Raw genomic sequence first — 24,812 nt, forward strand, 5'->3', positions numbered from 1 at the left:
GCTTTTTTCCATGTTCTTTAGTAAATTTATAGGTTTTCAATGTGCATGACCTCTTTATTCATTACGTTTTCTTATTTCTTTTTGTTGCGTTTAAGATACTCAGGGGGAGAAACAGATTCAACAAGTAAAGCACCGTCTAGCTGGTCACGCGGTACAAATAAAGTTGGCATGGTACCACCTTCTAAAAAGATCGTTTTAGTGAATATCCACTTGTTTACTGAGGATTTTTCAAGCTGTGAAAAATCTGTAAATAAAGCTGGTGACTGAACTTGATGCATATAGTCTTCTAGACTTTTTTTAGGCGGCTTCTCTATTTTATATGGCTGTCCCGTGTCCGTATGTATTTCACCTTCATACATAAATAACCCTAAGTAATAAGACTGTTTTTTTATTTCATTAGAAACAATTGCTCCTAATGGTTCAAATCCTGTAAACGTTTTGTATTGTTTAAAAATATGAAGGTTATGTGCCCAAATAATTATTTTCTGGTCAGGGTACAGCTCCTGGCAAACCCACTCTAGATTTTCCTTCATTCGTTTTTCTCTTCCTTTTCTATATGTTCGGTAGCTGTTATGAAAATGGTTTATAAAATACAAGCGATTTTGCAGGCAGCGAAGGATTATTTTAAACTGACGTACAAGCTCTTGATTTTCAAGATCAAAAATGTATTCTTTATGTATAGCTTCTAAGTCTGCTATCACTGCACTTGCTTTTTCTTTAAACGTTGCAAACTCACGTAGCATTTCTGCTGGGACTTTTTTTCTTCTGGCTTTATATTGCCCTAGTTGGTAGTACCATTTATACGCGCCTGCTTCAATGTATTCTATCTTTTCTATCACGTCTTCAGACACTACGGAACTCAGCTGCTGAACAAATTTTACGAAAAGTTCAGGATTCGAAGAAGGATTACTATCTATTCCTATTAAACTTAAATCTGATTTTTTCATTAGCTGAAACAAAGACAGATTTTCTTTTGTTGCCCATAAAGAATAAATCGCGTTTTTTAAAAAGTCTTCATCTGTAAACTCTTTCTTTAACTCATTAGCGCTGTAGCATTCGGCTAAGCCGCTTTCAAATGCCAGTACGGTAAAATTCATTTCTTTATGTAGAAATTCTATTATTTTTGACTTCATCATATTATGTTCTCTTATGTTATGACCGTTTTCCCCTAACCACACAATTCTCTTATCTTTTACTATATGACGGAGAAATTCAAACTCTTCAGGCATACATTTAGCTGGTTCTCTTAACTGGATTGAGTTTTTAGATAGCCATTCTATAGAGTTTGAATACTTCTCTTTTCTTCTAAAAAAAATTCCCATACCCTATTCCCCCTTTGCTACATTACCTATTACTTCCATCTTACTAAAATACAGCTAACACTTCACTATTTATGTACAGCAACTAATCATTAGCAAAAAGACCTTATCTATCTATAAGGTCCTAGCTTTCTCCAAACGTTCTTTGACTATTTTTTTAAACGCATGAGGATCATCTACCCGAATGGCGACCTGCTGGTATTTCTTTTTGATTCCCATAAAAAGCGTTGCTTCAGTTGGAGACTTTAGTATTAGTAAAAGATCAGGATGAACAGTTTCAAAATCGCGGGCGATAAATTCAATCGTGGTGTTAGGTACTTTTTGCTTGAGAACGTGAGCGTCTTCTACTATCTCAGCAATGTCTCTAAATGGTATCTCCACACGCTTCGCTAAACCAAATGAAATGTATAGACGATCATCATCGACTCGTAAAGGGTTAAGCCTTAATGCTTGAATATCTCCTATGAAGAAAATAATGCTATAAATATTAAGGATCAGTAAAACGACTGAAAGAATGATAGAGGTATTGTGCAGCAGCCAGTGAAGACCTAATGTTTCAATGATAATCGCATGAATAATCATAATTTGAAACGTAATAAAACTAGAGCGTTTATACAGAGTAAACGTATTCCCTTCAGTACTCGGCTGCTTCTTCCACGTTCCAAACGCATAGTAAAACATCAGCATTTCTGAACAAAGGATGTGTATAAAAGTTTGTTTGGGGAACTTTTCGTTTACAGCCCGCGAAAAAGAAAATAAAAGCGGTAAAGAGCTTGATCTGATCCTTCTTAAAATAGGCGGTACGTTTTTAACTAGCATAAATAGCAGTGAAAGTTCAAATAAAATGAGTACTCCTTCTATTCCAACACCGAGCCACATAACCGACTGAAAAGAAGCCAAGTATTCGCTTGGAATGATAAAACGCGCAGCCACAAGGCCTGTAGCCATTAATACAATAAAGTACTTTAGACTGAACTTACGTTGCCAAGCTAGAAATAAGAGCGGAGCTACAAGGCTTAAATCTAAAATAGAACCTACTACCACTCCGTTGAAATCACCAGGCAACGACTGAAGTCCAAAAGAAGAATGATATAACACATAATTCGAGCTTATCACTAATAGCAACAAGAAAAGAGCAACAAAAGAAACTGTTTTTCTATGAAGAACCAAACAACCCACCTCACTTTTAGTTGGTGAAACACAAAAATTCCTGTTACTTCCATTTTACCAATGGAGTTGATTTAAGTCACTTTATAACATGACTTTGTGTTATAAAATCCATTTAAAGATATCCACTCTTCTATAGTGATTCTTATATACAAATAATTTACAATGTAAAAAGAGTTTGACATTTTTGGAACTGATGATACAATGATAATGTAAAACACTTTTTACATTTTCAACAAGGAGGAGTAAGAATGGATTGGGTTAAAATTGTGTATTCATTCATCCTGTTAGTTTGCGGAATTTTAATTTTTGTTTCATCATCTTCGCGAAAAGGTGATGAAAGGAAGAAGTTTATCAGCACGAAGGCTCAATCATACGCATTTGTGGTAGTTATAGGTATGCTGATTTTAGAGGTTATAGAGTCCATTTATCGGACTTTTCAAGGGAAAAGTTCTTATGATGGCATTGGCATTTCGCCGCTAATATTTCTGACGATGATTTCAGTTATATATTTAATAACGTTTCTCATGTACAGAAAAAAATACGGTGATTAAATGAACGATCACAAGTAAGAAATAAAGAAATTGAGCTCATATTTTCTGGTGAAACGATAAATATAACCTCACTTTATAATTAGCTTTTAATACAGCCTCTAGATGACATCCGACAGTAAATGAGCTTGTTATAAGTGCTTTTAAAAGTAATAACTAGACCTCCTACTGAGGTTTTTTTTATGGACTCTTAAAATAAAACATCTCCGGTAGCTAAAATCAGGAGATGATATTATAAACGGTTAGTTCATTAGCGTTTTCTTACTCTCTATTCTGTTTCTCAAGTAATTCAATCACTCGATCATTTTGTTTAACAATCGTTCTTAGCTTTGCTTCTAATGAACACAAAGTGATAAAAGCGGCTATAAATCCTATAACACCATAAAACATAACGGCTTCTCCCCTTTTTTAAAACACTCAACCATATACGCCTTACATCTCAAAAAAGCTATGTCTTTCCACTTTACAAACCCTAAGCGAAAACGTTTGATACCATTCTGTTTTCCCTTTGTGCTGTGCTGCGCGGTGGGCTGAGTTTTCTTTCCACATTTTGATTGATTCTAAAGAATCCCAGTACGAAATGGTAATGCCTAAATCTTTGTCCCTGGCACTTTCTATGCCTAAAAAGCCTTTTTGATTAGATGCAAGCTCTACCATTTTGTCTGCCATGATTCCATAACCCTTCTCACCTTCCGTTCTTTCAGAAGCAAAAATAACGGCGTAATAAGGCGGTTCTGGGGTTTTAGCAATTCCAGACATATTGATTTCCTCCTTTAGACGTCATATTAATAGTAAAAAAGTATAAGTGCATAATTAATTTTTCTATTACCTTTGTCTTCTTTTAGCACTATTTTTATAAATTCCATTATAATACTTTTTTTAGTTTGCCTATACAAAATGTAACATTTAATAGCATGTAAAGATAAATATTCCATTTGTATGATATAGTCTTTATATGTAAAAACAAATAGAAATGGAGTTTCAACATGAGGAACATAAGCAAGATAACAACTGGGACCATTACGATAGCTTTGGCGCTTGGATTAATAGGGTGCAGTCACACAAGTTCAAATAATGAGAGCATAGATGGAAGCGAGGCAAAAAAAGAGCTGGCCATAGAGCTGAAATTCCTGCAAAACGAGTGTGAACGCTTAATCAATAAAGACGGAAAGATAGAAGATAAAACGTTTCAAAGCTATAAAAACGATTTTAACCTGCTGTCTGCGTCTATCAATAGTACGTTAAAAGTAGAAACACAAAATGATAGTGAGCTAAAAAAAAGCATAGCGCAATTAAAAAGAGATGTAGATGCATTAACAAAAAAAGAATATGTAAAATCCTATAAAAGATTTAATTCAAGCAAGACTATCTATGAAGTTACGCTCATGAACAATGTTCATGACGTTATAGATGCAACAAAAATTTCAGAAAAAAGCAATAACGTGTCAGATTCATTTGATGATAAACACTTCCATTCTTCTGAAGCACAAATAAAAAAAGATATGGGGCCTGCGATTGATCATATTAACACCCTATCTAAATATAAAATAGAACTCATGCAAGATGAAATCCAAAAACATCGCGATAGTTTCACCAAGCTGCAGCTCGAACAATTAAAAAAAGCCACTCATAATTTTGATTTGTCTTTAGACAACCAAATTAAATCTATTCAATCTTATAAACCTATAGGTGAAGATTATAGTGTAAGTAGAGAATTCAGCTATAAGGCATCTGAAAAGTATACCAATGCCTGTGTGTACATTACCGACTTTGAATCTAATTTAGGAATCGCCAAGGCCGGTGATTTTTAAAAAAGCTCTCTAAAAGTACTTTTAGAGAGCTTTTTTTCTGTATTCATTACAAGCTCAAGTTTTTACTCCTTACGTTTTGCACATATTCGCTTTTTCTAAGTCAAGCGAAGCATCACATATAACCTGGGGATATCGGTGTTATTTTTCATAAAAAATAACCAAAATAAGGATTTTAAAAGAGCTTTATAGCTCATTTATCGCGTAAAGAAACCTTATTATTTGATACATCAACTAATAAAGAGTAAAGTTTTTCTATAATAAAGGTGAAAAGCGAAAGGATGAGTAAGATGTTTAAAGATGGTTATGTAAAAGTGAATGATGTAAACCTTCATTACGTAACAAAAGGTGAAGGCGAGCTTATGCTGTTTTTACACGGCTTCCCTTACTTTTGGTATACGTGGCACCATCAGTTAGAAGAGTTTTCGAAAGATTACCGCGTGGTAGCTGTAGATATGCGAGGCTATAACTTATCAGATAAGCCAGAAGAAATTTCTTCTTACAGCATGCCCCTTTTAATGGAAGATGTAAAACAGTTAATTGAAGCGTTTGGTGAAAAAGAATGTGTGTTAGTGGCACACGATTGGGGCGGCGCTGTTGCATGGGCATTTGCTTATACATATCCGCAGTATGTTAAAAAATTAGTCATGTTTGATGCACCGCACCCTTATACCTTTATAAGAGAGCTTGCTGAAAATCCTGCTCAACGAGAAGCAAGCAGCTATATGAGCTTTTTCCAACAGCCAAATTCTCAAGATGAGCTACTCGCAAATAATAGTGAAAAGCTAAGAAATATGCTGACGGAGCCTGGCATCAAAAAAGGCTATTTAACTAAAGAAGAAGCAGCGAAATACGTAGAGGCGTGGAACCAGCCGAATGCAATGAAATCCATGCTTAACTACTACCGTGCGTCTTCTCTTTATCCATTTGAAGAACGCGTTCATAAACCTGTAGCACTGCCGCATAAAGTATTTCAGTCTCCCACTTTAATACTATGGGGAAATGCGGACGAAGCGTTTGAAAACAGTAATTTAGACGGCATCGAAGAATACGTTCCAAACGTAACGATTCATCGCTTAGACGGTGTAGGACATGCGCCTCAGCATGAGCAGCCCCAAAAGGTAAATAAATTTATGAGAGACTTCTTAAGCAAATAAACTAGAAAAAAACTGCAAGGTACGGTATACAGCCGCTTTGCAGTCTTTTTTATAAATGATAAAAGCTATTCAGATCTATTTTTTACATTATTGGATTATTTTTCAACGTTTTAACAGATGCATACCGGGTATGAATTTTACTGTACAGATGCAGTCCCCCCAAAGGAACATGTATATTTCTTTCTTACTTACCCTTTTTGGAACTCTCTTTTTTGAGGGTTCTTTTTTTACGCGTTTACTTCTTTCCCATTGGAAGAACAATCTTAAACAGTGCTCCTCCCGTCTCCTTATTATCGGCCGTGATGCTTCCTCCGTGATTTTTCACAATGGAATGAGCAATATAAAGACCTAGCCCTAAGTTTCCGTAGCCGCTTGCTCTTGACGCATCTTCTCTGTAAAACTTTTTAAACAGCTGATCTCTGTTCGATAACGTAAACCCAGGACCCGTATCATGTATTTCAAAGATTACTTCGCTGTGATGAACGACGGTATGCCAAGCTATCTCCCCTCGTTCAGGCGTGTAGCGAATACAGTTTGTGATGATATTATCTAATACTTGAGAAATGCGCTGAGGATCTCCGTAAAATTGATTGGATGCATCTTCTATACTAATTGAAGATACAAATGCAATCTCTTTTTTTTGACACAAAAGCTGAAACTCGTCCGCTTTCTCATGAACAAATGTATAGATATCAATAGGTTCCCGTTTTACAGTAAAGCCCGGATTTTCTATGACAGATACTTCTTGCAGCTGATTTAATAGTTGAATCGAACGCTGTGTATTTGTGTAAATCGTATGTAAGTATCGATTAAGCCTCTCGGGGTCCTTTTTGCTTCCTTCTACTAAAATTTCGGTGTGACCGTGAATAATCGTAAGAGGCGTTCGTAAATCATGCGCAATCGCAGCCGTCATATCTTTGCGGTCTTCTTCTAGCTGCCACTGTTTAGCTAGCGATTGCTTTAATTCTTTTCGCATTTCTTCAAAGGCATGCAGCAGCTGACTTAATTCTTTTGCGTCTTGAGTGACGGACAGCGAAAAATCTAAATTATTATGCTGAATATTTTTGGCTGCGGTCATCAGCTCATTAAAAGGCCGTTCAATTTTTTTGCTAAATCGTCTTCCAAACAAATAAGCAAAAAAGTAAAAGTAAAGAAACGGACTGGCTAGCGATAAAAACGTTACAAGCGCAACAATCCATTTAATATTTGGATTAGCCGAAGTCACATTTAATTGATATCTTAGAGCAATCGCCCCGTTTACTTCGTCTTTTGAATCCAAAAGCGGATAGACTTTTATAATATATTTACCTGAATGGATATTTGTATTGACCTGAGAATAAAGATCCCGTTTATTTTTTATGTATGAAGTGGACATGGACCCATACACGATTTGTCCTTCTTTATTTATAATTTGATAATCCATTCCTTCTAGCGGAATAACCGATTCTACTTGATTTTTAGCACTTTTAGAAAGAAGCGCATCTTCCTTTCCGTTCACAAACTGGATAATTTTCGGTATTTTCTTTTCATAATAATTCGCCGGATTCAATGCTCCGGGCATAAAAAACCAGTTCACTAAGATGACAATTCCCCACGTTAAAAGCGTCGCAAGCAGGCTATACAGCAAAATTAAATGAAAAGATAAAACAAACTGCGCTTTTAACGTCGCCCGGTTCATCCATTTTTTTATTTTACCCATTTGTAGCCAATTCCCCAAACCGTTGAAATGTAAGGCGTTTCGTCATACTTTAATAGTTTTGCTCTAATTTTTTTCACGTGTTCTGTAATAGTAGATGAATCTCCTTCCGCGTCGTAGCCCCAAACTTTTTCATACAGCTGCTCACGTGTAAAAACCTGACCTGGATGAAGAGCGAGGAAATGAATAATCTCAAATTCTCTTGAAGTAAACGGAATCACTTCATTGTTATGTAAAATTTGATAGCCATTTAAATCAATCGTTAACTCTCCAACATGAAGCCTGTTATAGGAGTTACTGTTAATTCTTTGCTCTCGGCGCAGATGGGCGTAAATTCGAGCTTTTAGTTCCTTCATGCTAAAAGGTTTAACTAAGTAATCATCTCCACCGACCAATAGTCCTTTTACTCTGTCCTGCTCGGTTTGCTTGGCGCTTAAAAAGATAATAGGACATGATATGCTTTTTCGAATCAGTTCACAAAGTGCAAAGCCATCCATGCCTGGCATCATCACATCCAGCACAATTAAATCTGGATTTATTTTTAACTTTTTTAACGCTTCCTGTCCTTCGTAAGCGAACATCACCTCATATCCTTCATCTTGCAGCGCATCTTTCATAAATGAAATAATGTCTTTTTCGTCGTCCACTAGTAAAATTGTTTGGTTCATCTCCAGTTCACCCTACCCATTCTTTCTTTTTCCATACGAATAGGTTTATTATAAGGCTAATGATTAAAATTGGAAATAATAGGTTCACTAAAAATTCAGAGCTTGAGCTGCTTAATTCATGAAAAACAGAATCGGTTACGGAGAAAAAGAAGCTTAGTTTATCTGAAACATACACACTTCCAATTAAAGCACCAATAGTTGCGACGTAAGATAAAATGGAATTAGGCATAAGAACACTCAGGATACTCCCGATACTAATAACCGCTATAAAGATGCAAAAACAAATGCCGTAAAATTTCAGCGAATATAGGAACGCCCCTAAAGTCCCGAGCGTATGTCCGCCTAAAAATGTTGTTTCGTTTACGTGAGGCATAGCTAGCTTCCCAACACACGTGCCCACTCCCCAAGTAATACAAAGAATAAGAAAAACTAACAAACATTGAACGGCCCATTTTACAAAAAACAGCTTTACACGATGATGCGGTCGAATCAATACCATGCGCAAAGCTCCGGACGTGTACTCGCTGTTAAAGCTATCTGCCACAAACATAGGAATGACAATAAACGTAATAACAAACGACAGTTCTCGAAGAAACAAAGGCGCGGAATTTAAAGAATCAATTTTCACGTCATGGTCTGCATCAAAAAACGAAGTGCCTCCCATTCGAAATAAAAAGAACCAAATAAAAGCAAGTAACCCTGCGTACACGGCTAATACAGCCGCCGTTTTCTTTCGTTTAAACGTTCGCTCTAATTCACTGATAAAAAGTCCTGTCATCATGTCTTCTCTCCTTTTATAAAAATGATTCTTTTTTTCGAATCGCTGCATATGTTAAACCGCTAAAAAACAGAACATAAAAACCTAACACGCCGAAATTCCAGCCTACAAACTGCGGTTTTTCTGCCATCATGACTGTGATCCCCTGCCATTGAATCATCGGTACGGAAGTAAAAAATAGCTGTCCAAAAAGCTCTTCACTCATCCACTGCTTAAATCCCGTTAATAAAGTCGGATATGAAAACGAGATTAGTATAAAAGCCACGCCGATTCCAACAGCCGTAGTGGTCGTTTTGCTGATAACAGAGATAAAAAACAGCACACAGCATATCGCAATCGTCGTTAAGTAGGCATATCCATAAAATGAAAGATTATATACTAGCGCTTCTTTTATGTTAAAAGCATGACTGTGATAAAACACAAAGTAGCTTTGCGGCTGTTCAAACATCAGAAAGCCTATCACATAGCTCATACAAAAATACGTAATAAAAAACAGTGCATTAAACAGCAGAAGCACTATGGCTTTTGCGATGATGATTTCTTTAAACGAATATGATCGTATCATAACCATTCGAAGCTGTCCTGACCGGTACTCGCCGGTAACAACGAGCGTAATAAAAACTAAGAACATGGCATTAAAAACGGTAAATAACATTTCAGCTAAGCTCAGTACAGGAAAGTTTCCCGCAAACGTATACTGTGGTAAATCGACTGTGAGTGCTCCGTTTTCTTTTTGGAGATAGGATGAAGCAGCTAACAGTACTACCGGCACTAATAGAAAGGTCTGCCACGCCACTTTTCGTTTCCAAAGTCTTTCCCACTCCGCTACTAAGAGCTCCTTCATTGCGACACCAGCTCTACAAACGCATCTTCAAGATTTTTACCAGATGCTAACTGGTCTAAAGCGCCGTCCCATATTAACTCTCCTTCTCTCATCACCATAATTTGATCACATACTCGCTGTAATTCATCCAGCAAATGACTAGAAATCAGAATCGTTTTGTTATAGTCGCGTTTTAAGGTAAAAAGCAGCTCGCGCAGTTCACGTACGCCCATTGGATCTAAGCCGTTGGCTGGCTCATCTAGTATCAACAAATCCGGGTCACCTAAGAGAGCTTGGGCAATTCCGAGCCTTTGCTTCATCCCAAGAGAATACGTTCGAACTTTATCATTTTCTCTGCCGGTTAATCCCACAATATCAAGCACTTCTTTCACTCTTTGCTGCCTTTCTTGTTTTGTCGAAAACGAATGCAGGCGAGCTAAGTTTGCCAGGTTTTCTTTCCCCGTCATATAAGAAAAAAAGATGGGCGACTCCACAATTGCACCAACGTTTTGCAGCGCTTCTTTTCTTTGTGAAACAATATGTTTATTATTAATAAAAACTTCTCCTCCAGTTGGTTTAATCAACCCCGTCAATAAACGAATTAACGTCGTTTTACCAGCTCCGTTTGGCCCTAGCAGTCCACATATTTCCCCTTCGTTAATTTGAAACGATACTTCTTTTACTAAGTGGCGACGCCTTACTCTTTTCGAAACGCTCTTTACCTCTAAAATAATATTTTTCATATTAAATCCCCCCTACACGTAGTATAGGAGGGATTTATAAAGAATTTATAAAGTTTATAAAAATTATTGTACAGGCTTTTTAGCTACGATATAGGTTACAAGCGCGAATAAAAGCAAAAATACAGATAAAAACAAATAGCCAGCGCCTTCAAAGCCTCTTACCTCTACATAGCCAATATAAAAAAGAACAGCGGCAGCAATAACGGTTAGCATTGAAGGAATCATTCTAATGACCTTGTTCCACTTCATCTTTCTGAACAGCCAGGTTATAAGGAGTAAAAGCACACCTGGCAGCAGTGCAATAAGTAAAGGACCGCCTATCATCATAATCGATCAACCTTTCAAAATATCTGTTATTGAGGAACATATATAGAAAAATTTTTAAGTGCTGTGTTTAATTTAGTTTCTTATTGCCTTTTCCATAAATCACAACTGTGTACGAATCACCTTTCACTTTATTTTTCATTTCTTTTGTTTCAAGAAATTCATCGATAATCCCTTTAAGTTCATCGGCAAATTTCTTATTATCTTCAGAAACGCTTAATGAAGTGTAGATAAATACTTGTGGTGCGGGATGAACAGAATAGCCTACCATCTTTACATGATATTTCTCTTTTCCTAGTAAGTCTTCACCCACATCCGTAACAATAGTTCCCCATCGATTGTCTTGGTCACGTTTCTTAAGGTTTATTTTCTTTATTTTTATGGAAGCATTCTCTGCTTTATTTTCAGCCAGAACAGCCTGAATGAGGGCTTTTATTTCTTCTACTCTCTTTTCTGTATTAGGAATTTCCAGCTCTACTCTTGTCGGAGAATTATAACTAACGTTAGCTATTAAAAAGTCATAATGATGCTTCTCTAATTCTGTAGAAATATCAGTTTGAATCTTTTCAATTTTTTTCTCTTGTGCATTCGGTTCCGTATAGACATACGGCTCCATTCTTTCAATTTTAAACGTATAGGCATCATAATTCCTTTTGGATAAGATTTCAGTTGCAATCTCGGTAATATCTCCTCGTACCTTATTAAAATACTTCTCTGATCCTTCTACTGATACAACTAATTCTTTTTTTCCTCCATAATAGGTCTGCCCCACGCTAGCCGTTTTATATCCCTCTTTTTCAAGCTCTTGATACAATACATCGGATACAGGCTTTTGCTTAAAAAGCTGTCCTACATAAGGGATTTTAGCAGCCACTTGGGCCATTGCTGGAGAAACAAATGCTGAACTAATGAACGCACCGCTCAAAATAAAAAGGGCAATACCACAATATACAATATTTCTTAAAAAGCGATTTTGTTTGATAGAAAATAGATTACTTTTAGACTTTACGAGTTGTGAAGATTCTAATTGATTTATTGTTTCTAAAAGCCTTTGTTTATGCTTTTGCTTTCTTTTTGGTTCCCAAATCAACTCCCCATTTAATTTTTCTAGTGAATTGTCATCTATATAAGAATTAAACGGTTTCTTCATATACATATCCATCCTTTACTAACTGCTTTCTTAAAGCAGGAATTGCCCTGAACTGCGCTGATTTTACTTTGCTTTCAGACCAGCCTAAAATAGTAGCTGTATCTTTAACGGAAAAACCTTGAACTTTGCGCAGTAAAATAACTTTACGATGTGAATCTTTGAGCTTTCCTAACGCTTGATACAGTTCTAGAGAAGTTTCTCTAAGCTCAATCATTTCTTGGGGTAAACGAGCATGATCCTTTTTCGAAAGAAGAAAGTCTTTTAAAAGACTAGTAGGCTTTTGTTTTCGAAAATAATCAATCGTTACATTATGGGCAATACAAAATAACCACGTCTTTTCACTAGCGTTTTGCTGAAATAAATCATAGGAAAGATAGGCTTTTACAAATGTTTCATGGGTCAAATCTTCAGCTTGCTGATAATCTTTTACGAGCATCAAAATAAATTTTAATAAAGCGTCACTATGCTCATCATACCAACGCTCAATCTCTTCTTTTTTCGTATTCTCCAATGTCCTGACCATCCTTTTAACTAGTATTCGTTACTTAGACGTAATTTTTATAAAAAAGTTGTGGTTTTTATTTACAAAAATAAAAAAAGCTCTCCTAATTAAGAAAGCTTTTACTATCACAATCTATGAAATTTTTAATTAACCAAAGGCTTACGGCTCAGAAATCCCATTTGCAATTGCTAATAAAAAAATCAAACCAGAAAGCAACACAAAAAAGATGCTGTTTGCGATAATGCTAAACCACACAACGCTGGGCTTTTTTGTTCGAACTCCTAAAATTAATGCCACAATAAAGCCAATATCTATCGCAAAAAACAGCCACAGCAGAATGGTCAAATCACCGGTTTCACTTGGGAAAATTGAATTTTGGGGAAGCAGCCGATTTGCAAAAAATACAACAAACGCAACTGCTATTAAAATAACTGTCAGTAAAATCGGCTTACTTTCTTTTGACATACTCATTTCAAATACCTCCTAACTAAAGAAAATAATACCATATATTATTGAATTGAAAAATACAAATTCTATGGTCCCAACATCAAAGAACATAGATTTTTATTAACGGGTCCTTTTCTGAGGTGCAAAATTTAATTTCATAATGCATTTTTAGCGTGAAGTCACACATGAATTCACGTTTTTTATTTGCTTGTATTACTTCTATATTTGCTATTCCCCCTCAAATTCAAGCAGGAATTCGCATAAAACTTCTCCACTATGGAAATAATTATTCGAATTTGAGTGAATTAGTTAGTGAGTTTTAAAGATATTATTTATTTTAAGTAGGGTCTGATATCTTTCGTTGTTGATTCACTTTATTAAACTGTTAAGAAGTTTTGTTGAAAAAGTTGTAAATGTAACCTTCTAAAGTAAGAGCATTTCTTTGTAATGAGAAATGCTTTTTATTTTGTTTAAAATTAAAAGGATATTTTAATAACAACAATAATATAATAAAAAACAATAACATTTTATTGTAAAACAATAAATCATATGTTAAATTCGTATTATTATTAAATAAGTGAGGTGTTTTTTATGAATGTTAAACGAGGCTCTACCACTTTCTTAAAGGTAATCATTTTTCTGATTGGAATTGCAGTGCTTGCCGCATGTATATTTTTGTTGCCTGAAGCAGCCAGAAGAGATGCTATAGAGCGTCCTGGTGATTATTCGTTATATCCACTGTTGGTATGTACATATGGAATATGTATTACATTTTCTTTGGCGTGTTATCAAGCTTTTAAACTTTTAACCTATATCGAGAAGAATAACGCTTTCTCTGAGTTATCTCTTCAATCTTTGAAGGTAATAAAAAAATGCACTTTTACTGTCATTTTGTTTATTTTGTTAGCAATAGTTTATTTAAGGGCGCATGCTCAATTCACAGGTGATGATGCAGCAGGTCCAATATCTCTAGGTCTAATGGGCATCTTGGCAACAAGTATCATCGCAGCCATTGTAGACGTGTTTCAAAAACCTATAAAGAATGTCATGGATTTACAGACAAAAAACAATTAATATTTTGAAATATAGAAGAGGTGTTTTTATGAAGATAGCAACCACATTATTTTTGAAGATAGCAGTTATTCTCATTGGAATTCTAGTTCTCACTTTGTGCATATTTCTAGTTCCTGAACTGGCAGATGCGGTAGCGGAGTTCTTAGGTATTCATTCCATAAAATATATCATTTTCATTCTTTTATATGGAGGAACATTACCTTTTTACTTCGCCCTTTATCAAGCTGTTAAACTGTTGAGTTATATTGATAAGAACATTGCTTTCTCCGAATTGTCTGTTCGAATTTTAATGAGCATCAAATACTGCGCCATTTCTATCTGTAGTTTGCATGTCTTAGGGTTGCCCGTCTATTATCTCGTGGCAGATAAAGACGATGCCCCAGGTCTCATTTTTGTTGGAATGGTCATTCCTTTTGCTTCGTTGGTTATCGCAGTTTTTGCTGCTGTTCTCCAAAGACTTTTGCAAGAAGCGATTAACATAAAATCAGAAAATGATTTAACGGTCTGAGGTGGAAGATATGGCAATTATTATTAATATTGATGTGATGTTAGCAAAACGAAAAATGAGCGTAACGGAGCTTTCAGAGAGGGTTGGAATTACTATGGCGAATCTTTCCATCCTGAAAAATGGGAAAGCAAAAGCGGTTCGTTTTTCAACATTAGAAGCAATATGTAAGACTTTGGATTGTCAGCCAGGCGATATTTTAGAGTACAAAAGAGACGAAGACAATTCATAATAAAAGACAACAAATTCCTTCAACCATGAGGATTAGGTATTGAAATTAAAATGAAGGGTCAGCTTAATTGCTGTCCCTTCTCTGCTTTTATTGATCTATTCAATCAGAGAACTCGATTGAGAATTATACTAATATTGGTAACAAAAAGTGTGATGTGATTTGCAATATTTACACCTCAAAAGAGAACACGTTATATTTTTCTACGTCCTCTTTATTATTCATTTAGTACATACTCTAAAATGTCACCCGGTTGACAATCTTAGGCATAGCTCATTGCAAATATTTTTCTGCTAAAGAAGGGCTTAAGTAGCGAGCCATACCGGTTTTCATTTTACGAAACCCTGCTTTTTTATAAAACTCTTCATTACCCGCTGTGGAAACAAGATGAACGCAGGAAATATCATTAAGCTGAGCCAGCAGGTTTTCTACAATTTGCTGGCCAATTCCTTTGTACTGATAGTGCTCATCAACCACAACATCATAAATCGCAGCATTAAATACACCGTCTGAAAGAGCTCTGCCAAACCCTGCTATGTTATCTTCATCGTAAGCAATCGCTACTGCATTGCTTGATTGAAATACTTTTTTGATCTTTTCTTCATCATGGTTCTTCCACCCTACGGAGTGATAAATTTCTTTCATTCTCGTCCACTCAACATTTTCTATAGAATTTGAAAAGGAAACCTTCATAGAATCTACTCCTTTTATTTTTATATAAGCTATTTCGATCTTTGAAAATAAAATCCCTTGGTGCATGAGCCATTCGTTTATTATTCCGATAGTTATGATTGTCCAGGGCATAAAAACCATATATTTAATAATATGGTAAAATTACTTATATGAAATCGTTTAAGGAGTCTATATATGAAACTGGATTCGAAAAGAAGAAACGTTCAATGGAAATATAGAGAAAAAATAAACGTAAAAAAGCGGAAAGACAACATTCTGCCGAAGCCTTATTTGTTTTTGCCTTCTTTATACTGCTTGGTTTTCTAGTCTTCCAAAACTATATAGACTGGTAAAGAAAACTAAAAAAGGTTCAAATCATATATGATTTGAACCTAGGAATTATCACTGTATCAATGAGCCGAAGCCCTCACGTTCGGCTTATTATAAGTCGCTAATCTTTGAAGCAGCTCTTCACTTACATCATTTAAACCTGTCAGCTTCACTTCAGCAGATGTTTGTTCTTTTAACTTCAGTACAATTTTATCAATGGCCGCTACGGCTGAGTCATCCCAAATATGTGCTTCTGAAAAATCAATCAGAATTTGTTCTTGTTTTTCTGTAAACGAAAATGAGTTAACAAAGTCTTCTACAGAGGCAAAGAACAGCTGACCTTTTACCTTGTAGACCGTTTGGTGTTCTGACTCTTTTGCTGACACGTCTAGCTTGGAAATTTTCCCTGCAAAGAAAACTGCGCTTAAAATAACCCCGGCAATAACTCCTTTTGATAAATCGTGGGTTGCTACAACCGTAATCACGGTAACAAGCATCACGACGGTATCGGTTAACGGAACTTTCGTTAGCGTTCGAAGTGAAGACCAGTCGAATGTTCCGATCGATACCATAATCATAACGCCTGCTAGTGCAGCCATTGGAATTTTGACAACCCAGTCGCCGAGCACCAAGATGAGAAACATTAGAAATAGACCTGCTACAAACGTTGATAAACGACCGCGTCCGCCTGATTTTACATTAATAACGGTTTGACCAATCATCGCACAGCCGGCCATGCCGCCAAAGAAACCAACGACGATATTAGCAATCCCTTGCCCTCTGCTTTCTTGGTTCTTGTTACTCGACGTATCTGTCATATCGTCCACAATCGATGCCGTTAGCAGCGATTCCGTTAATCCGACAATGGACAGCCCTAGCGCTGTTGGAAAGATAATGGACAGTGTTTCCATATTCCAAGGAACGTTAGGAATAGAAAAGATCGGCAGTGACTTTGTAATCTCCCCCAAGTCTCCTACTGTACGCAAATTGAATCCTCCTAAAATAGCTGCAATTGTCATAACGACAATGGCTACTAATGGAGAAGGCACTGCTTTTGTAAAGCGCGGTAACACGTAAATAATGACAAGAGTTAACGCAACAAACACATACGTCATTGCTGAAATTCCTACGAAGTGCGGAACTTGTGCCATAAAAATTAGAATAGCTAATGCGTTCACAAACCCAACCATCACGGAGCGAGGAATAAATTTCATAAAGCGAGCAATTTTAAAAATGCCAAACAGGAGTTGAATCACACCCGTCAAAATAGTCGTTGCCCATAAATACTCCATTCCATGTTCTTTTACTAGTGTCACCATCAGCAGGGCCATCGCACCGGTAGCTGCTGAAATCATGGCAGGACGCCCTCCTACAAAGGCCATTACAACGGCGATACAAAAAGATGCGTGTAAGCCCACCATCGGATCTACCCCGGCAATAATAGAAAAAGCAATGGCTTCAGGAATAAGCGCAAGCGCTACGACAATACCTGAAAGGACATCTCCTTTCACGTTGCCAAACCACTCCGTTTTTAATTTATTGAACATGATAACAAAAAACACCTTTCTCTCTATAGTCATAAGCGTCTACTGTACGCTTGTCTAGATTTTGAATAATAAAAGTAGTAAAATAGAAAATGAATAGAACCTAAATGGTACGTTTATGGTACTTTTAATATATAAAAAACGAGTGAAAACAGGCAAGCATGTCCCATCTTCCTCAAGTATTATATTTACGTACATGAAACGCTTTTATTAAAACGATGAAGTCAGCTCCTTTATTTTTTCCTCATTTAATCCAAACGCTTTTTTCACTTTATTCTCCAAGTCCTGTGTGACTCTTCTCTTCTCAACTTCCACTAACGCAATGAGTGAAAAGCTACAGTTTACCATTTTAGCAAAATTCCGCTGATTTAAATTGTAGCTTTTTCGAATTAGCTTAAGGGTCTCTTTATCCATATTACACCTCGCTTTTCTTTTATAAGTGGCTTCCAACTCTCATAGAAGCCGAGACGCTGTTAACAACTAAAACTCTAGCAGACCTAAAACAAAATGTCTATCTTTTTTTGTCCCAAAAACGATCTTTTTTGGAACTGCACTTCTTTCTATACTGAAAAGAAATGTTATGGGTGGAGGGAATTTGGTACAATAGGTAAATATAAATAAACAATCCGTGCAGGAGATGGTGTAGTGATTATTGGTTATACCCGTCCATATAGCGAAGATGAAAATGTGGACAAACAGTTACAGGCATTGCAGCCTTTTAATTGCGATAAAATTTATCAAGAAAAAACAAACTCCATAAAGAAAAGAGTAGAATTTGATGAGATGGTAGCCTCGCTTCAGCCGGGCGATACAGTCGTTGTGTATAAATTTTACTGCATTGCAGACTCTACTCGGCACCTCATTGAATTAATTGAGTATCTTTTTGACAATGGCGTTCACTTTGTATCCATTTTGGATGACGTTGATACGTCCACGTCACAAGGAAAAACCTTTTTCAGTACTATTAAACGTATTGGAGAATTTCAGCATGACGTCATCAGCGAGCGCACAAAAGCCGGTCTTCAAGAAGCAAAATCAAAAGGAAAAAGCGGCGGCCGACCAAAAAAGCCTGATTATAACGTCCACCGAGCGCTTGACATGTACTGGAGTAAAAACTATACGATTGCTCAAATAACGGAAGCTACAGGTATAAGCAAGACGACTTTATACCGTTACTTAGATAACTGAAGCAGTAAAAACACATGCAAAAAAGACGGCCTTTTATTCGGTAAAAGGCCGTCTTTTTTAGAGTTTTAGTATCCATTTTATTAATTCCTACTAATTACATAATAGCTTTCACCAACATGTTTACATCGTATGTTTTACTCCTTTTTTAACAAGTACCCAGTTAGCTGGATAGCTCGTACAAAAGCCAATGATCATGGCAATTTGCATCATAAACCAAAAGACCGCGCTGTCTGGTTTAGGTGCCTGTGCAAAAAAGACATAATGTGATAAAGCCATCCAGCCAAACATGCCGATTTCAAACGCAATAAGCGACCATGTATCGGCTTTTACCGCATTTTTCAACTCATCTTTTGAGCTATTATCTTTCATACTCATACCGTAGTATTGAAAAGCAATTCCGGCTATATAAGCGAGAATAAATTCCACTACGTAATCCGCAAAAAGTACGCTTCCAGCAATCGTCCACCCTGTTAAAAATACAATCGGTGCACCAATTAAATCTCCAATCGAGCACCCGCTGCTGCAGTGGGTCGTAGATACAAAAACACTTTGCCAAAAAGGCTTTTTACTATGGTGGTGCTCATGATGACCTTCATGGTTATCATGCATATGCTCAGAGGAATGATGAGCATGAGCGTGTTTTTTTCGATCTTTACGTCCTAATTTCAAGTAAAACCATATCCCGGCGACAGGAAAATATAGTCCCGTAATAGGCCACACAATATTCATCACAAACATCATCTGCGGATGCTTGATCACGTCGATTGTAATAACTAAAAATTGAATAAGTCCGATTGCAATAGCTATGTAAGAAAGTATTTCTAGCCAGCTCATGTGCTACACTCCTTTAGGGTTTATGTATCAACCACATACCCTCTACCCCTATATTTAAACATGGAAGATTACCTGCTCATTTTTATTATGTTTACTAAACTAAACGATAGTCTAATGTAATAGAGAGAAGAAAAAATAAGGAGGAATTTTACAATGTCTAACGAAAATTATCAAACCGTTATTCAAACGCTGCATGACTGTATGAGTGCCTGCAACCACTGTTTTGATGCTTGTCTAAAAGAAGAAAATGTGGGTATGATGGTGGACTGTATCCGTTTTGACCGAGAATGTGCAGATATTTGTGGATATTTGGAACAAGCTCTAGAAAGAAGAACTCCTTTCGTTGCTGAACTGGCTGGAGTTTGCGCAGAAATTTGCGAAAAATGCGGAAATGAGTGTAAGAAACACGATCATGATCACTGTCAAAAATGTGCGGAAGCCTGCTTGAAATGCGCGGATGAATGTAGAAAATTAGCTGCATAATCTTAGGAACACAAAAAAATTTAGAACCCTTGAAGCGCATTTCAGGCATTAAGGGTTCTTTTTAGTGATATGGGAAGAGAAGATCTATAGACTCTCTAAAAAATGGGTAAACTTTTTAAGACTTTGCGAGCGCTGCTTCCCTTTCTTTACTACAAAATCAATATAAACGTCTTCTGAAAGCTCTTGGCATTCACTGTTTTTTATATCACCACGAGAATTTACTACGCTAGCGGGGACTACACTCATGCCTAGTCCATCACGGACGCCTTGTAAAATAGCTTCTAATGAATCAAATTCCATAATGTTGGCTTTCTGTATATGATGTTTCTTTGAAAACTCTAATAGTCTGTTTCTATAGATGCAGTTTCCATCACTATTGATGAGTAGCGTTGGTTGGTCTTTTCCTTCTCTAGCTTCATATCGAGGTGAGATAAGCACCATTTTTTCTGCATAGTGATAAACTGTTTCAAACTGAGCCTCATTATAGGTACCGCTAAGAAAAAGTCCGTCAATTTCCCCGTACGAAAGCATTTCTTGTAAGACTTGTTTTCTATCTGTTTTTATTTTAACTTCAATACCTTGGTGTTCTTTCAGAAAAGATGAAAATAAAGAAGGAACTTTAGTAGCAGAGACGGTCTGCGAGGCGCCAATGGTCAAGGATCTTTTAAACTTGTTAGGGTTAACTTCTGCTTTAGCTTCTTCCATTAAACGTAAAATACGCTGGGCGTATTTAAACAAAGCTTCCCCTTCATTTGTTAACGTGACTCCTCGATTCGTGCGTATCAATAATTTGGTGTCTAATTCTTCCTCTAGATTTTTAATCCGCTGGCTGATATGCGGCTGCACATATCCTAATATCTCCGCAGCTTTTGATAGTGACTTTGCTTCTGCCACACATTTGAACATTCGTAAGTCTTGGCTTTCCAATTTTAATTCCTCCGCTGATATCATTTTAAATGATACCTCTCTTAGTATTACCTATTATATCCTTTTTTCCACCGAAGATATAATAAAAGATGTTAAGAGAAAGGAAGGTTTATAGAAATGATCGATTTTAAAAATAAAGTATTTATTATTACGGGCGGCGGCACTGGTATAGGCAAAGCAACGGCTTTAAAGTTAGCTGACATGGGCGCGAAACTTGTGATAAACTACAGCCGTTCAGAAACAGAAGCGAAAAAAGTTGTGGAGGAGATTATAGAAAAAGGAAGCATGGCTTTTGCTTTTAAAGCGAGTGTAGCCAACGAGCACGAAGTGAATGAAATGATTCATCAAACCATTGCACAATTTGGACGATTAGATGGTTTAGTGAATAACGCTAGTATTACAGCTCAAATCCCGATGAATGACTTAGAGTCTGCAACGGATGACGTATGGGACTCTTTATATGATATAAACGTAAAAGGCATGTTTCACTGTGTAAAAGCAGCCGTTCCACATATGAAAAAGCAAAAGTCAGGGGCGATTGTTAATGTAGGAAGCGTTGCGGGTACAACTGGAATCGGCTCCTCTATTCCCTATGCAGCAACAAAAGCAGCAATTCATACGATGACTAAGTCGTTAGCCATTGCCTTAGCACCACATATTCGAGTAAACTGCATCTCTCCTGGTGCAGTCAACACAAGATGGTGGGCTGACAACGAAGATAAAATGTATCAGCTTGCAGGAAATCTACCTCTTCAGCGTATTTCTTCTCCTGAAGATATCGCGGATGCTATTCTGTTTCAGTTAAAGCAAGAGTCTGTGACGGGCCAAGTATTTACGATTGATAACGGGCAAACTCTTTAAGCATACGTGAATATTCATAAAAAAGAACCTCACTACTAGCAAGCAATAGTAGTGGGGTTCTAACAAGGCTACTGATTCAACCTCTATTTCCCCAGTGAAAATCCTTCAAACAGCCGGCCCCCATGTGGTTCTAACACTTTATCCACCAGTTGAATTACTTTATCTTTATTTCCTGTTTTATAAAAGGTATCAAATGCCTCTACAAACTCTTTGCTAAAGCGTTCATTATAGTCATTCAAAGACCGGACAATCCATTTAGAATCCCCGATCCAATGACCGTTTGTTCTTAAAACAAATTCGTGCATTATGTAAGCGAGCGTGTTAGCAATAAAAAGTGATTCACCTGTATTTGAAGAACCAATTAAATCATCTAAGGCATCACTTATAAAATATCTTTTTAATCTAATCGTCTCTTCCGGCCACTTTTCCGGGCCTTTTTCTAGTAATTGCGCAGCTTCTTTTTTTATAGCCTGCATCACTCCTTTATCCTCTAAAATAATTCCCTCGGAAATCATTCTTGGGAGTGAGGGTCTAGCCCTCTTACAGTCGCTTTTAAAAAAGGATTGGTATGAAGTCAGATTATGAGCAAAAACTTCAATTGCCCATCCAAATTCAATGAGGGACTCTCTAAAAGAAGAAGTAAAATTATCATCAAAAATAACAAGATCAAGGTCTGACGTGTGCGTAGCTTCCCCTCTCACCACGCTCCCGGCGAGTAATGCACCTTGACAGTTAGGGTAATGTTTAAGAATGAATTGTGTAGCTGCTTGCAGCGGTTCTAACCTTTTTAGCTCTTTCATCGTATTCCTCCAGAAAACAATATATATGGTTTTTCTGGTTAGAACGTGGAAATTCCTTTAAATTAAAAGCTAAGCGTTTGTTTTAATGCCTCAATAGAAGTTCGAACCCCTGCTTCAACTGACATTGTTAAATCTTCCATTTCTAAAGAAACTTCTTCATCATAGCCCATCATCTTAACAACAGAGAAAAACTCTTTCCACCACTGTAAATCTTGACCACAGCCTACGGCCACGTAATTCCAGGATCTATTTGCTACATCCGTCACTTCTTTTGTTTCCATTACTCCGTTCACTCCTGATAGATGTCTCTCAAGGCGCACGTCTTTTGCATGAACATGATGAATAGCTGCTCCTAATTCTCTAGCTGACAAAATAGGATCCGCTCCCATCCAAATTAAGTGGCTTGGATCTAAATTTAACCCTACGATAGGTCCTACAGCATTACGAAGTTTAAATAACGTTTCAGGGTTATAGACTAGTTGAGAGCTGAAGTTTTCAAGAGCGATTTTTTCGATACCGCAGGCTTCAGCCTTCTTAACGAGCTCTTTCCAATAGGGGATGGCTACTTCATTCCATTGATAATCTAAAATCTCTTTTAACACTGGTGGCCAACTTACTGTATACGTAATCCAGTTTGGAATCTTGTCTTCAGGACTTCCGGCGGGTAATCCGCTCATCATGATCACTTTCTTTACACCTAATAATTTTGCCAGTTCAAACGTTTTATCCGTTACTTCCCGATGTTCTCTTCCCAGTTCACCTGGATCTAAAGGATTTCCAGAACAGTTTAACGCACAAAGTTTGATGTTACGCTTTTCTAATGCATGTAAAAATTCACCTCTTTTATCATTACTTTCTACTAATTCATCTAGTCTCAAATGAGGTGCTGGCGACCAACCCCCTGTGGTCATTTCAATCGTATCAATCCCCATCTCTTTTATTACATCTAACATTTCTTCAAAAGGCAAATGTCCTAAACTGTCTGTTACATAAGATAATTTCATTGTCTTCTCCTCCTAAAATACCGTCTGCAGCTTTTAATCTCAACAAGCTAAAAACACTGATTGTAAACGCTTTTATTTAATTTTAATAAAGTATAGCTGTTATTATATAATCTTGGATCTTAATCGTCTTTGTTTTAAAAAGACTGCTTTTTATCTTTTGAGGACATGTTTGAATCCTCATTAATTTTATTTCATAAAAATAACTCTCCTCTGCTCGGGACACATGTAAGCAAAGAAGAGTTGACTAATCTTTATATGCAGTTGTTTTTAATTTTGTATATAGAGAACGAAAACGTCCTGGTGAGCTGCGCATCGAAGCAGTAAAAACACGTGTAAAGTAGTGAACGTCGGGAAACCCTGTTTCTTGAGCAATATCTCTAATCGACAAATCAGTTGTTTTGAGCAGTATCGCAGCTCTTTGAATTCTTTCATTTTGTACATATTCCGAGTAGCTGACACCTAATTCAGTTTTAAAGAGACGAGACAGATGACGGCTAGATAGATGTAAATGAGTCGCTGTATCCGTAAGTTTAATAGAATTGGCTAGATTATCTTTAATGTATAATTTTGCAAGATTAAGGGTTAAAGAAGATGTCTTTTGAACAGCTTTCTGATGATAATTTAAAGGCAAAACAAACGTATTTATGAGCGAAAGAATAAGAGAATGAGCTAAATTTGTCAGTATTTCTTCAAAAAAAGCATCTTCACTTTTTGTTGCATGGTTCAAAAGAGACTTCCAAATGAACGGAGCAGTTCCATCTTCTTTTACATCTGCTACTACTTCAGAACATCGTTTAGCTTCTTCTATTAGCGTGATCCACTTTTCAGTTGATTCTGATTCAACCAGTTCAAAGCCTACATACAAAAGAAAAAGACCCGTATCGCTTTTTATGTGGTGTAATACCCCGGGCCTTGAAAGGAATATTGTATTTTCTTTTACCGGATAGGGACGCCCGTCGTCTATGTAAGTTCCTTGTCCTTCAAGCACGTAACACACCTCAAAGAAAGAATGTTTGTGAGGGACATTATCATAGTGCTTAGGCATAACTCCCCAATAATGAACATGAAAAGACATTTCGTTTCCTTGTGTACGATGGACACGTTCATTTAAAGAAATTTTCCCCGCGATAAGATTAGCTGTCACATTCTCCACCTCCTTCTTATCTGAAGGAACCTATAATTTATAAGAAATTTCAGAATTTAAATCCCATTAAAATATGATCATGAT

At 36.7% G+C, this 24,812-nt stretch carries 30 protein-coding genes; 9 read left to right on the forward strand and 21 right to left on the reverse strand.

Annotated features, from left to right (window positions below):
• Nucleotides 1-71: 71 nt before the first annotated feature.
• Both LJC66_RS17960 and LJC66_RS17965 read right to left on the reverse strand, forming a co-directional pair.
• On the reverse strand, nt 72-1,322 hold the full coding sequence (locus LJC66_RS17960) for an erythromycin esterase family protein (protein WP_230933163.1): 1,251 nt from the start codon (nt 1,320-1,322) through the stop codon (nt 72-74).
• Between the two features lie 111 nt (nt 1,323-1,433).
• Entirely contained in the window at nt 1,434-2,489 is a 1,056-nt protein-coding gene (locus LJC66_RS17965) for a beta-carotene 15,15'-monooxygenase (RefSeq protein WP_195696364.1), read from the reverse strand.
• Between the two features lie 248 nt (nt 2,490-2,737).
• Here LJC66_RS17965 and LJC66_RS17970 point away from each other — a divergent pair, with 248 nt between their 5' ends.
• On the forward strand, nt 2,738-3,040 hold the full coding sequence (locus LJC66_RS17970) for a hypothetical protein (RefSeq protein WP_195696363.1): 303 nt from the start codon (nt 2,738-2,740) through the stop codon (nt 3,038-3,040).
• 258 nt (nt 3,041-3,298) lie between these two features.
• Here the strand turns inward: LJC66_RS17970 and LJC66_RS27825 are convergent, their stop codons facing one another.
• Together LJC66_RS27825 and LJC66_RS17975 are read right to left on the reverse strand one after the other, a co-directional pair.
• Nucleotides 3,299-3,427, reverse strand: a complete 129-nt coding sequence (locus tag LJC66_RS27825) for a hypothetical protein (RefSeq protein WP_269067663.1) — start codon at nt 3,425-3,427, stop codon at nt 3,299-3,301.
• Nucleotides 3,428-3,469: 42 nt separating this feature from the next.
• A complete protein-coding gene (locus tag LJC66_RS17975) occupies nt 3,470-3,796 on the reverse strand; it encodes an antibiotic biosynthesis monooxygenase family protein (RefSeq protein WP_195696362.1) in 327 nt (108 codons plus the stop codon).
• Between the two features lie 227 nt (nt 3,797-4,023).
• Here LJC66_RS17975 and LJC66_RS17980 point away from each other — a divergent pair, with 227 nt between their 5' ends.
• Together LJC66_RS17980 and LJC66_RS17985 are read left to right on the forward strand one after the other, a co-directional pair.
• Nucleotides 4,024-4,848 carry a hypothetical protein gene (locus LJC66_RS17980; RefSeq protein WP_230933164.1) on the forward strand — a complete coding sequence of 275 codons (825 nt, stop codon included), beginning with the start codon at nt 4,024-4,026 and terminating at the stop codon, nt 4,846-4,848.
• A gap of 287 nt (nt 4,849-5,135) precedes the next feature.
• A complete protein-coding gene (locus LJC66_RS17985; RefSeq protein WP_230933165.1) occupies nt 5,136-6,002 on the forward strand; it encodes an alpha/beta fold hydrolase in 867 nt (288 codons plus the stop codon).
• Nucleotides 6,003-6,237: 235 nt separating this feature from the next.
• Here the strand turns inward: LJC66_RS17985 and LJC66_RS17990 are convergent, their stop codons facing one another.
• The 9 genes from LJC66_RS17990 to LJC66_RS18030 all read right to left on the reverse strand — a co-directional run bounded on the left by LJC66_RS17990 (nt 6,238) and on the right by LJC66_RS18030 (nt 13,157).
• Nucleotides 6,238-7,701, reverse strand: a complete 1,464-nt coding sequence (locus LJC66_RS17990; protein ID WP_230933166.1) for a sensor histidine kinase — start codon at nt 7,699-7,701, stop codon at nt 6,238-6,240.
• Nucleotides 7,689-8,366, reverse strand: a complete 678-nt coding sequence (locus LJC66_RS17995) for a response regulator transcription factor (protein WP_195696358.1) — start codon at nt 8,364-8,366, stop codon at nt 7,689-7,691. The genes LJC66_RS17990 and LJC66_RS17995 overlap by 13 nt, the downstream gene beginning before the upstream one ends.
• A gap of 7 nt (nt 8,367-8,373) precedes the next feature.
• A complete protein-coding gene (locus LJC66_RS18000; RefSeq protein WP_195696357.1) occupies nt 8,374-9,147 on the reverse strand; it encodes an ABC transporter permease in 774 nt (257 codons plus the stop codon).
• Nucleotides 9,148-9,160: 13 nt separating this feature from the next.
• Nucleotides 9,161-9,988 (reverse strand): ABC transporter permease, encoded by an 828-nt coding sequence (locus tag LJC66_RS18005; protein ID WP_230933167.1) that lies wholly within the window; start codon nt 9,986-9,988, stop codon nt 9,161-9,163.
• Nucleotides 9,985-10,710: an ABC transporter ATP-binding protein gene (locus tag LJC66_RS18010; protein WP_230933168.1), complete on the reverse strand. Its 726-nt coding sequence runs from the start codon at nt 10,708-10,710 to the stop codon at nt 9,985-9,987. The genes LJC66_RS18005 and LJC66_RS18010 overlap by 4 nt, the downstream gene beginning before the upstream one ends.
• A gap of 63 nt (nt 10,711-10,773) precedes the next feature.
• Entirely contained in the window at nt 10,774-11,037 is a 264-nt protein-coding gene (locus LJC66_RS18015) for a YesK family protein (RefSeq protein WP_230933169.1), read from the reverse strand.
• Nucleotides 11,038-11,104: 67 nt separating this feature from the next.
• Nucleotides 11,105-12,184 carry a DUF4030 domain-containing protein gene (locus LJC66_RS18020; protein ID WP_230933170.1) on the reverse strand — a complete coding sequence of 360 codons (1,080 nt, stop codon included), beginning with the start codon at nt 12,182-12,184 and terminating at the stop codon, nt 11,105-11,107.
• Nucleotides 12,168-12,695, reverse strand: coding sequence for an RNA polymerase sigma factor (locus LJC66_RS18025; RefSeq protein WP_230933171.1), 528 nt, complete (start codon nt 12,693-12,695; stop codon nt 12,168-12,170). The genes LJC66_RS18020 and LJC66_RS18025 overlap by 17 nt, the downstream gene beginning before the upstream one ends.
• 150 nt (nt 12,696-12,845) lie before the next feature.
• Complete coding sequence (locus LJC66_RS18030; RefSeq protein ID WP_230933172.1) at nt 12,846-13,157, reverse strand: hypothetical protein; 312 nt, start codon at nt 13,155-13,157, stop codon at nt 12,846-12,848.
• Between the two features lie 567 nt (nt 13,158-13,724).
• On the opposite strand from LJC66_RS18030, the gene LJC66_RS18035 reads away from it, so the two are divergent.
• Genes LJC66_RS18035 through LJC66_RS18045 form a run of 3 tightly spaced genes read left to right on the forward strand, consistent with a single transcriptional unit; the run spans nt 13,725 to nt 14,944 of the window.
• Nucleotides 13,725-14,207 (forward strand): DUF2975 domain-containing protein, encoded by a 483-nt coding sequence (locus LJC66_RS18035; protein ID WP_097822908.1) that lies wholly within the window; start codon nt 13,725-13,727, stop codon nt 14,205-14,207.
• Between the two features lie 28 nt (nt 14,208-14,235).
• The gene (locus LJC66_RS18040; RefSeq protein WP_028409470.1) at nt 14,236-14,715 is read left to right on the forward strand and encodes a DUF2975 domain-containing protein; all 480 of its coding nucleotides are present in this window, start codon (nt 14,236-14,238) and stop codon (nt 14,713-14,715) included.
• Between the two features lie 10 nt (nt 14,716-14,725).
• Complete coding sequence (locus tag LJC66_RS18045) at nt 14,726-14,944, forward strand: helix-turn-helix domain-containing protein (protein ID WP_195696350.1); 219 nt, start codon at nt 14,726-14,728, stop codon at nt 14,942-14,944.
• Nucleotides 14,945-15,214: 270 nt separating this feature from the next.
• On the opposite strand, the gene LJC66_RS18050 is transcribed toward LJC66_RS18045, so the two are convergent.
• The 3 genes from LJC66_RS18050 to LJC66_RS18060 all read right to left on the reverse strand — a co-directional run bounded on the left by LJC66_RS18050 (nt 15,215) and on the right by LJC66_RS18060 (nt 17,901).
• Nucleotides 15,215-15,634 carry a GNAT family N-acetyltransferase gene (locus tag LJC66_RS18050; protein WP_230933173.1) on the reverse strand — a complete coding sequence of 140 codons (420 nt, stop codon included), beginning with the start codon at nt 15,632-15,634 and terminating at the stop codon, nt 15,215-15,217.
• A gap of 389 nt (nt 15,635-16,023) precedes the next feature.
• Nucleotides 16,024-17,490, reverse strand: coding sequence for a SulP family inorganic anion transporter (locus tag LJC66_RS18055; protein ID WP_195696348.1), 1,467 nt, complete (start codon nt 17,488-17,490; stop codon nt 16,024-16,026).
• A gap of 207 nt (nt 17,491-17,697) precedes the next feature.
• Nucleotides 17,698-17,901 (reverse strand): XRE family transcriptional regulator, encoded by a 204-nt coding sequence (locus LJC66_RS18060; RefSeq protein ID WP_230933174.1) that lies wholly within the window; start codon nt 17,899-17,901, stop codon nt 17,698-17,700.
• 231 nt (nt 17,902-18,132) lie between these two features.
• Here LJC66_RS18060 and LJC66_RS18065 point away from each other — a divergent pair, with 231 nt between their 5' ends.
• Complete coding sequence (locus LJC66_RS18065; RefSeq protein WP_195696347.1) at nt 18,133-18,675, forward strand: recombinase family protein; 543 nt, start codon at nt 18,133-18,135, stop codon at nt 18,673-18,675.
• A gap of 120 nt (nt 18,676-18,795) precedes the next feature.
• On the opposite strand, the gene LJC66_RS18070 is transcribed toward LJC66_RS18065, so the two are convergent.
• Nucleotides 18,796-19,509, reverse strand: a complete 714-nt coding sequence (locus LJC66_RS18070; protein ID WP_230933175.1) for a DUF4396 domain-containing protein — start codon at nt 19,507-19,509, stop codon at nt 18,796-18,798.
• Nucleotides 19,510-19,662: 153 nt separating this feature from the next.
• Here LJC66_RS18070 and LJC66_RS18075 point away from each other — a divergent pair, with 153 nt between their 5' ends.
• Nucleotides 19,663-19,992: a four-helix bundle copper-binding protein gene (locus LJC66_RS18075; RefSeq protein ID WP_195696345.1), complete on the forward strand. Its 330-nt coding sequence runs from the start codon at nt 19,663-19,665 to the stop codon at nt 19,990-19,992.
• Nucleotides 19,993-20,076: 84 nt separating this feature from the next.
• On the opposite strand, the gene LJC66_RS18080 is transcribed toward LJC66_RS18075, so the two are convergent.
• Nucleotides 20,077-20,919 carry a LysR family transcriptional regulator gene (locus LJC66_RS18080; RefSeq protein ID WP_195696344.1) on the reverse strand — a complete coding sequence of 281 codons (843 nt, stop codon included), beginning with the start codon at nt 20,917-20,919 and terminating at the stop codon, nt 20,077-20,079.
• Nucleotides 20,920-21,036: 117 nt separating this feature from the next.
• On the opposite strand from LJC66_RS18080, the gene LJC66_RS18085 reads away from it, so the two are divergent.
• Nucleotides 21,037-21,780, forward strand: a complete 744-nt coding sequence (locus tag LJC66_RS18085; protein WP_050690431.1) for an SDR family NAD(P)-dependent oxidoreductase — start codon at nt 21,037-21,039, stop codon at nt 21,778-21,780.
• Between the two features lie 83 nt (nt 21,781-21,863).
• Here the strand turns inward: LJC66_RS18085 and LJC66_RS18090 are convergent, their stop codons facing one another.
• The 3 genes from LJC66_RS18090 to LJC66_RS18100 all read right to left on the reverse strand — a co-directional run bounded on the left by LJC66_RS18090 (nt 21,864) and on the right by LJC66_RS18100 (nt 24,728).
• Nucleotides 21,864-22,580 carry a nucleotidyltransferase domain-containing protein gene (locus tag LJC66_RS18090; RefSeq protein ID WP_230933176.1) on the reverse strand — a complete coding sequence of 239 codons (717 nt, stop codon included), beginning with the start codon at nt 22,578-22,580 and terminating at the stop codon, nt 21,864-21,866.
• Nucleotides 22,581-22,642: 62 nt separating this feature from the next.
• Complete coding sequence (locus LJC66_RS18095) at nt 22,643-23,584, reverse strand: sugar phosphate isomerase/epimerase family protein (RefSeq protein WP_230933177.1); 942 nt, start codon at nt 23,582-23,584, stop codon at nt 22,643-22,645.
• Between the two features lie 244 nt (nt 23,585-23,828).
• Nucleotides 23,829-24,728, reverse strand: coding sequence for an AraC family transcriptional regulator (locus LJC66_RS18100; protein ID WP_230933178.1), 900 nt, complete (start codon nt 24,726-24,728; stop codon nt 23,829-23,831).
• Between the last annotated feature and the right edge of the window lie 84 nt (nt 24,729-24,812).

Origin of the sequence: Priestia sp. TSO9 (assembly GCF_021029645.1) — a bacterium.
GTDB lineage: Bacteria > Bacillota > Bacilli > Bacillales > Bacillaceae_H > Priestia > Priestia megaterium_E.

Coding starts and splice junctions, on each gene's coding strand:
- LJC66_RS17960 (WP_230933163.1), bottom strand. CDS start 1,322: ATGGGAATTTTTTTTAGAAGAAAAGAGAAGTATTCAAACTCTATAGAA.
- LJC66_RS17970 (WP_195696363.1), top strand. CDS start 2,738: ATGGATTGGGTTAAAATTGTGTATTCATTCATCCTGTTAGTTTGCGGA.
- LJC66_RS27825 (WP_269067663.1), bottom strand. CDS start 3,427: ATGTTTTATGGTGTTATAGGATTTATAGCCGCTTTTATCACTTTGTGT.
- LJC66_RS17975 (WP_195696362.1), bottom strand. CDS start 3,796: ATGTCTGGAATTGCTAAAACCCCAGAACCGCCTTATTACGCCGTTATT.
- LJC66_RS17980 (WP_230933164.1), top strand. CDS start 4,024: ATGAGGAACATAAGCAAGATAACAACTGGGACCATTACGATAGCTTTG.
- LJC66_RS17985 (WP_230933165.1), top strand. CDS start 5,136: ATGTTTAAAGATGGTTATGTAAAAGTGAATGATGTAAACCTTCATTAC.
- LJC66_RS17990 (WP_230933166.1), bottom strand. CDS start 7,701: ATGGGTAAAATAAAAAAATGGATGAACCGGGCGACGTTAAAAGCGCAG.
- LJC66_RS17995 (WP_195696358.1), bottom strand. CDS start 8,366: ATGAACCAAACAATTTTACTAGTGGACGACGAAAAAGACATTATTTCA.
- LJC66_RS18000 (WP_195696357.1), bottom strand. CDS start 9,147: ATGATGACAGGACTTTTTATCAGTGAATTAGAGCGAACGTTTAAACGA.
- LJC66_RS18005 (WP_230933167.1), bottom strand. CDS start 9,988: ATGAAGGAGCTCTTAGTAGCGGAGTGGGAAAGACTTTGGAAACGAAAA.
- LJC66_RS18010 (WP_230933168.1), bottom strand. CDS start 10,710: ATGAAAAATATTATTTTAGAGGTAAAGAGCGTTTCGAAAAGAGTAAGG.
- LJC66_RS18015 (WP_230933169.1), bottom strand. CDS start 11,037: ATGATGATAGGCGGTCCTTTACTTATTGCACTGCTGCCAGGTGTGCTT.
- LJC66_RS18020 (WP_230933170.1), bottom strand. CDS start 12,184: ATGAAGAAACCGTTTAATTCTTATATAGATGACAATTCACTAGAAAAA.
- LJC66_RS18030 (WP_230933172.1), bottom strand. CDS start 13,157: ATGAGTATGTCAAAAGAAAGTAAGCCGATTTTACTGACAGTTATTTTA.
- LJC66_RS18035 (WP_097822908.1), top strand. CDS start 13,725: ATGAATGTTAAACGAGGCTCTACCACTTTCTTAAAGGTAATCATTTTT.
- LJC66_RS18040 (WP_028409470.1), top strand. CDS start 14,236: ATGAAGATAGCAACCACATTATTTTTGAAGATAGCAGTTATTCTCATT.
- LJC66_RS18045 (WP_195696350.1), top strand. CDS start 14,726: ATGGCAATTATTATTAATATTGATGTGATGTTAGCAAAACGAAAAATG.
- LJC66_RS18050 (WP_230933173.1), bottom strand. CDS start 15,634: ATGAAGGTTTCCTTTTCAAATTCTATAGAAAATGTTGAGTGGACGAGA.
- LJC66_RS18055 (WP_195696348.1), bottom strand. CDS start 17,490: ATGTTCAATAAATTAAAAACGGAGTGGTTTGGCAACGTGAAAGGAGAT.
- LJC66_RS18060 (WP_230933174.1), bottom strand. CDS start 17,901: ATGGATAAAGAGACCCTTAAGCTAATTCGAAAAAGCTACAATTTAAAT.
- LJC66_RS18070 (WP_230933175.1), bottom strand. CDS start 19,509: ATGAGCTGGCTAGAAATACTTTCTTACATAGCTATTGCAATCGGACTT.
- LJC66_RS18075 (WP_195696345.1), top strand. CDS start 19,663: ATGTCTAACGAAAATTATCAAACCGTTATTCAAACGCTGCATGACTGT.
- LJC66_RS18085 (WP_050690431.1), top strand. CDS start 21,037: ATGATCGATTTTAAAAATAAAGTATTTATTATTACGGGCGGCGGCACT.
- LJC66_RS18090 (WP_230933176.1), bottom strand. CDS start 22,580: ATGAAAGAGCTAAAAAGGTTAGAACCGCTGCAAGCAGCTACACAATTC.
- LJC66_RS18095 (WP_230933177.1), bottom strand. CDS start 23,584: ATGAAATTATCTTATGTAACAGACAGTTTAGGACATTTGCCTTTTGAA.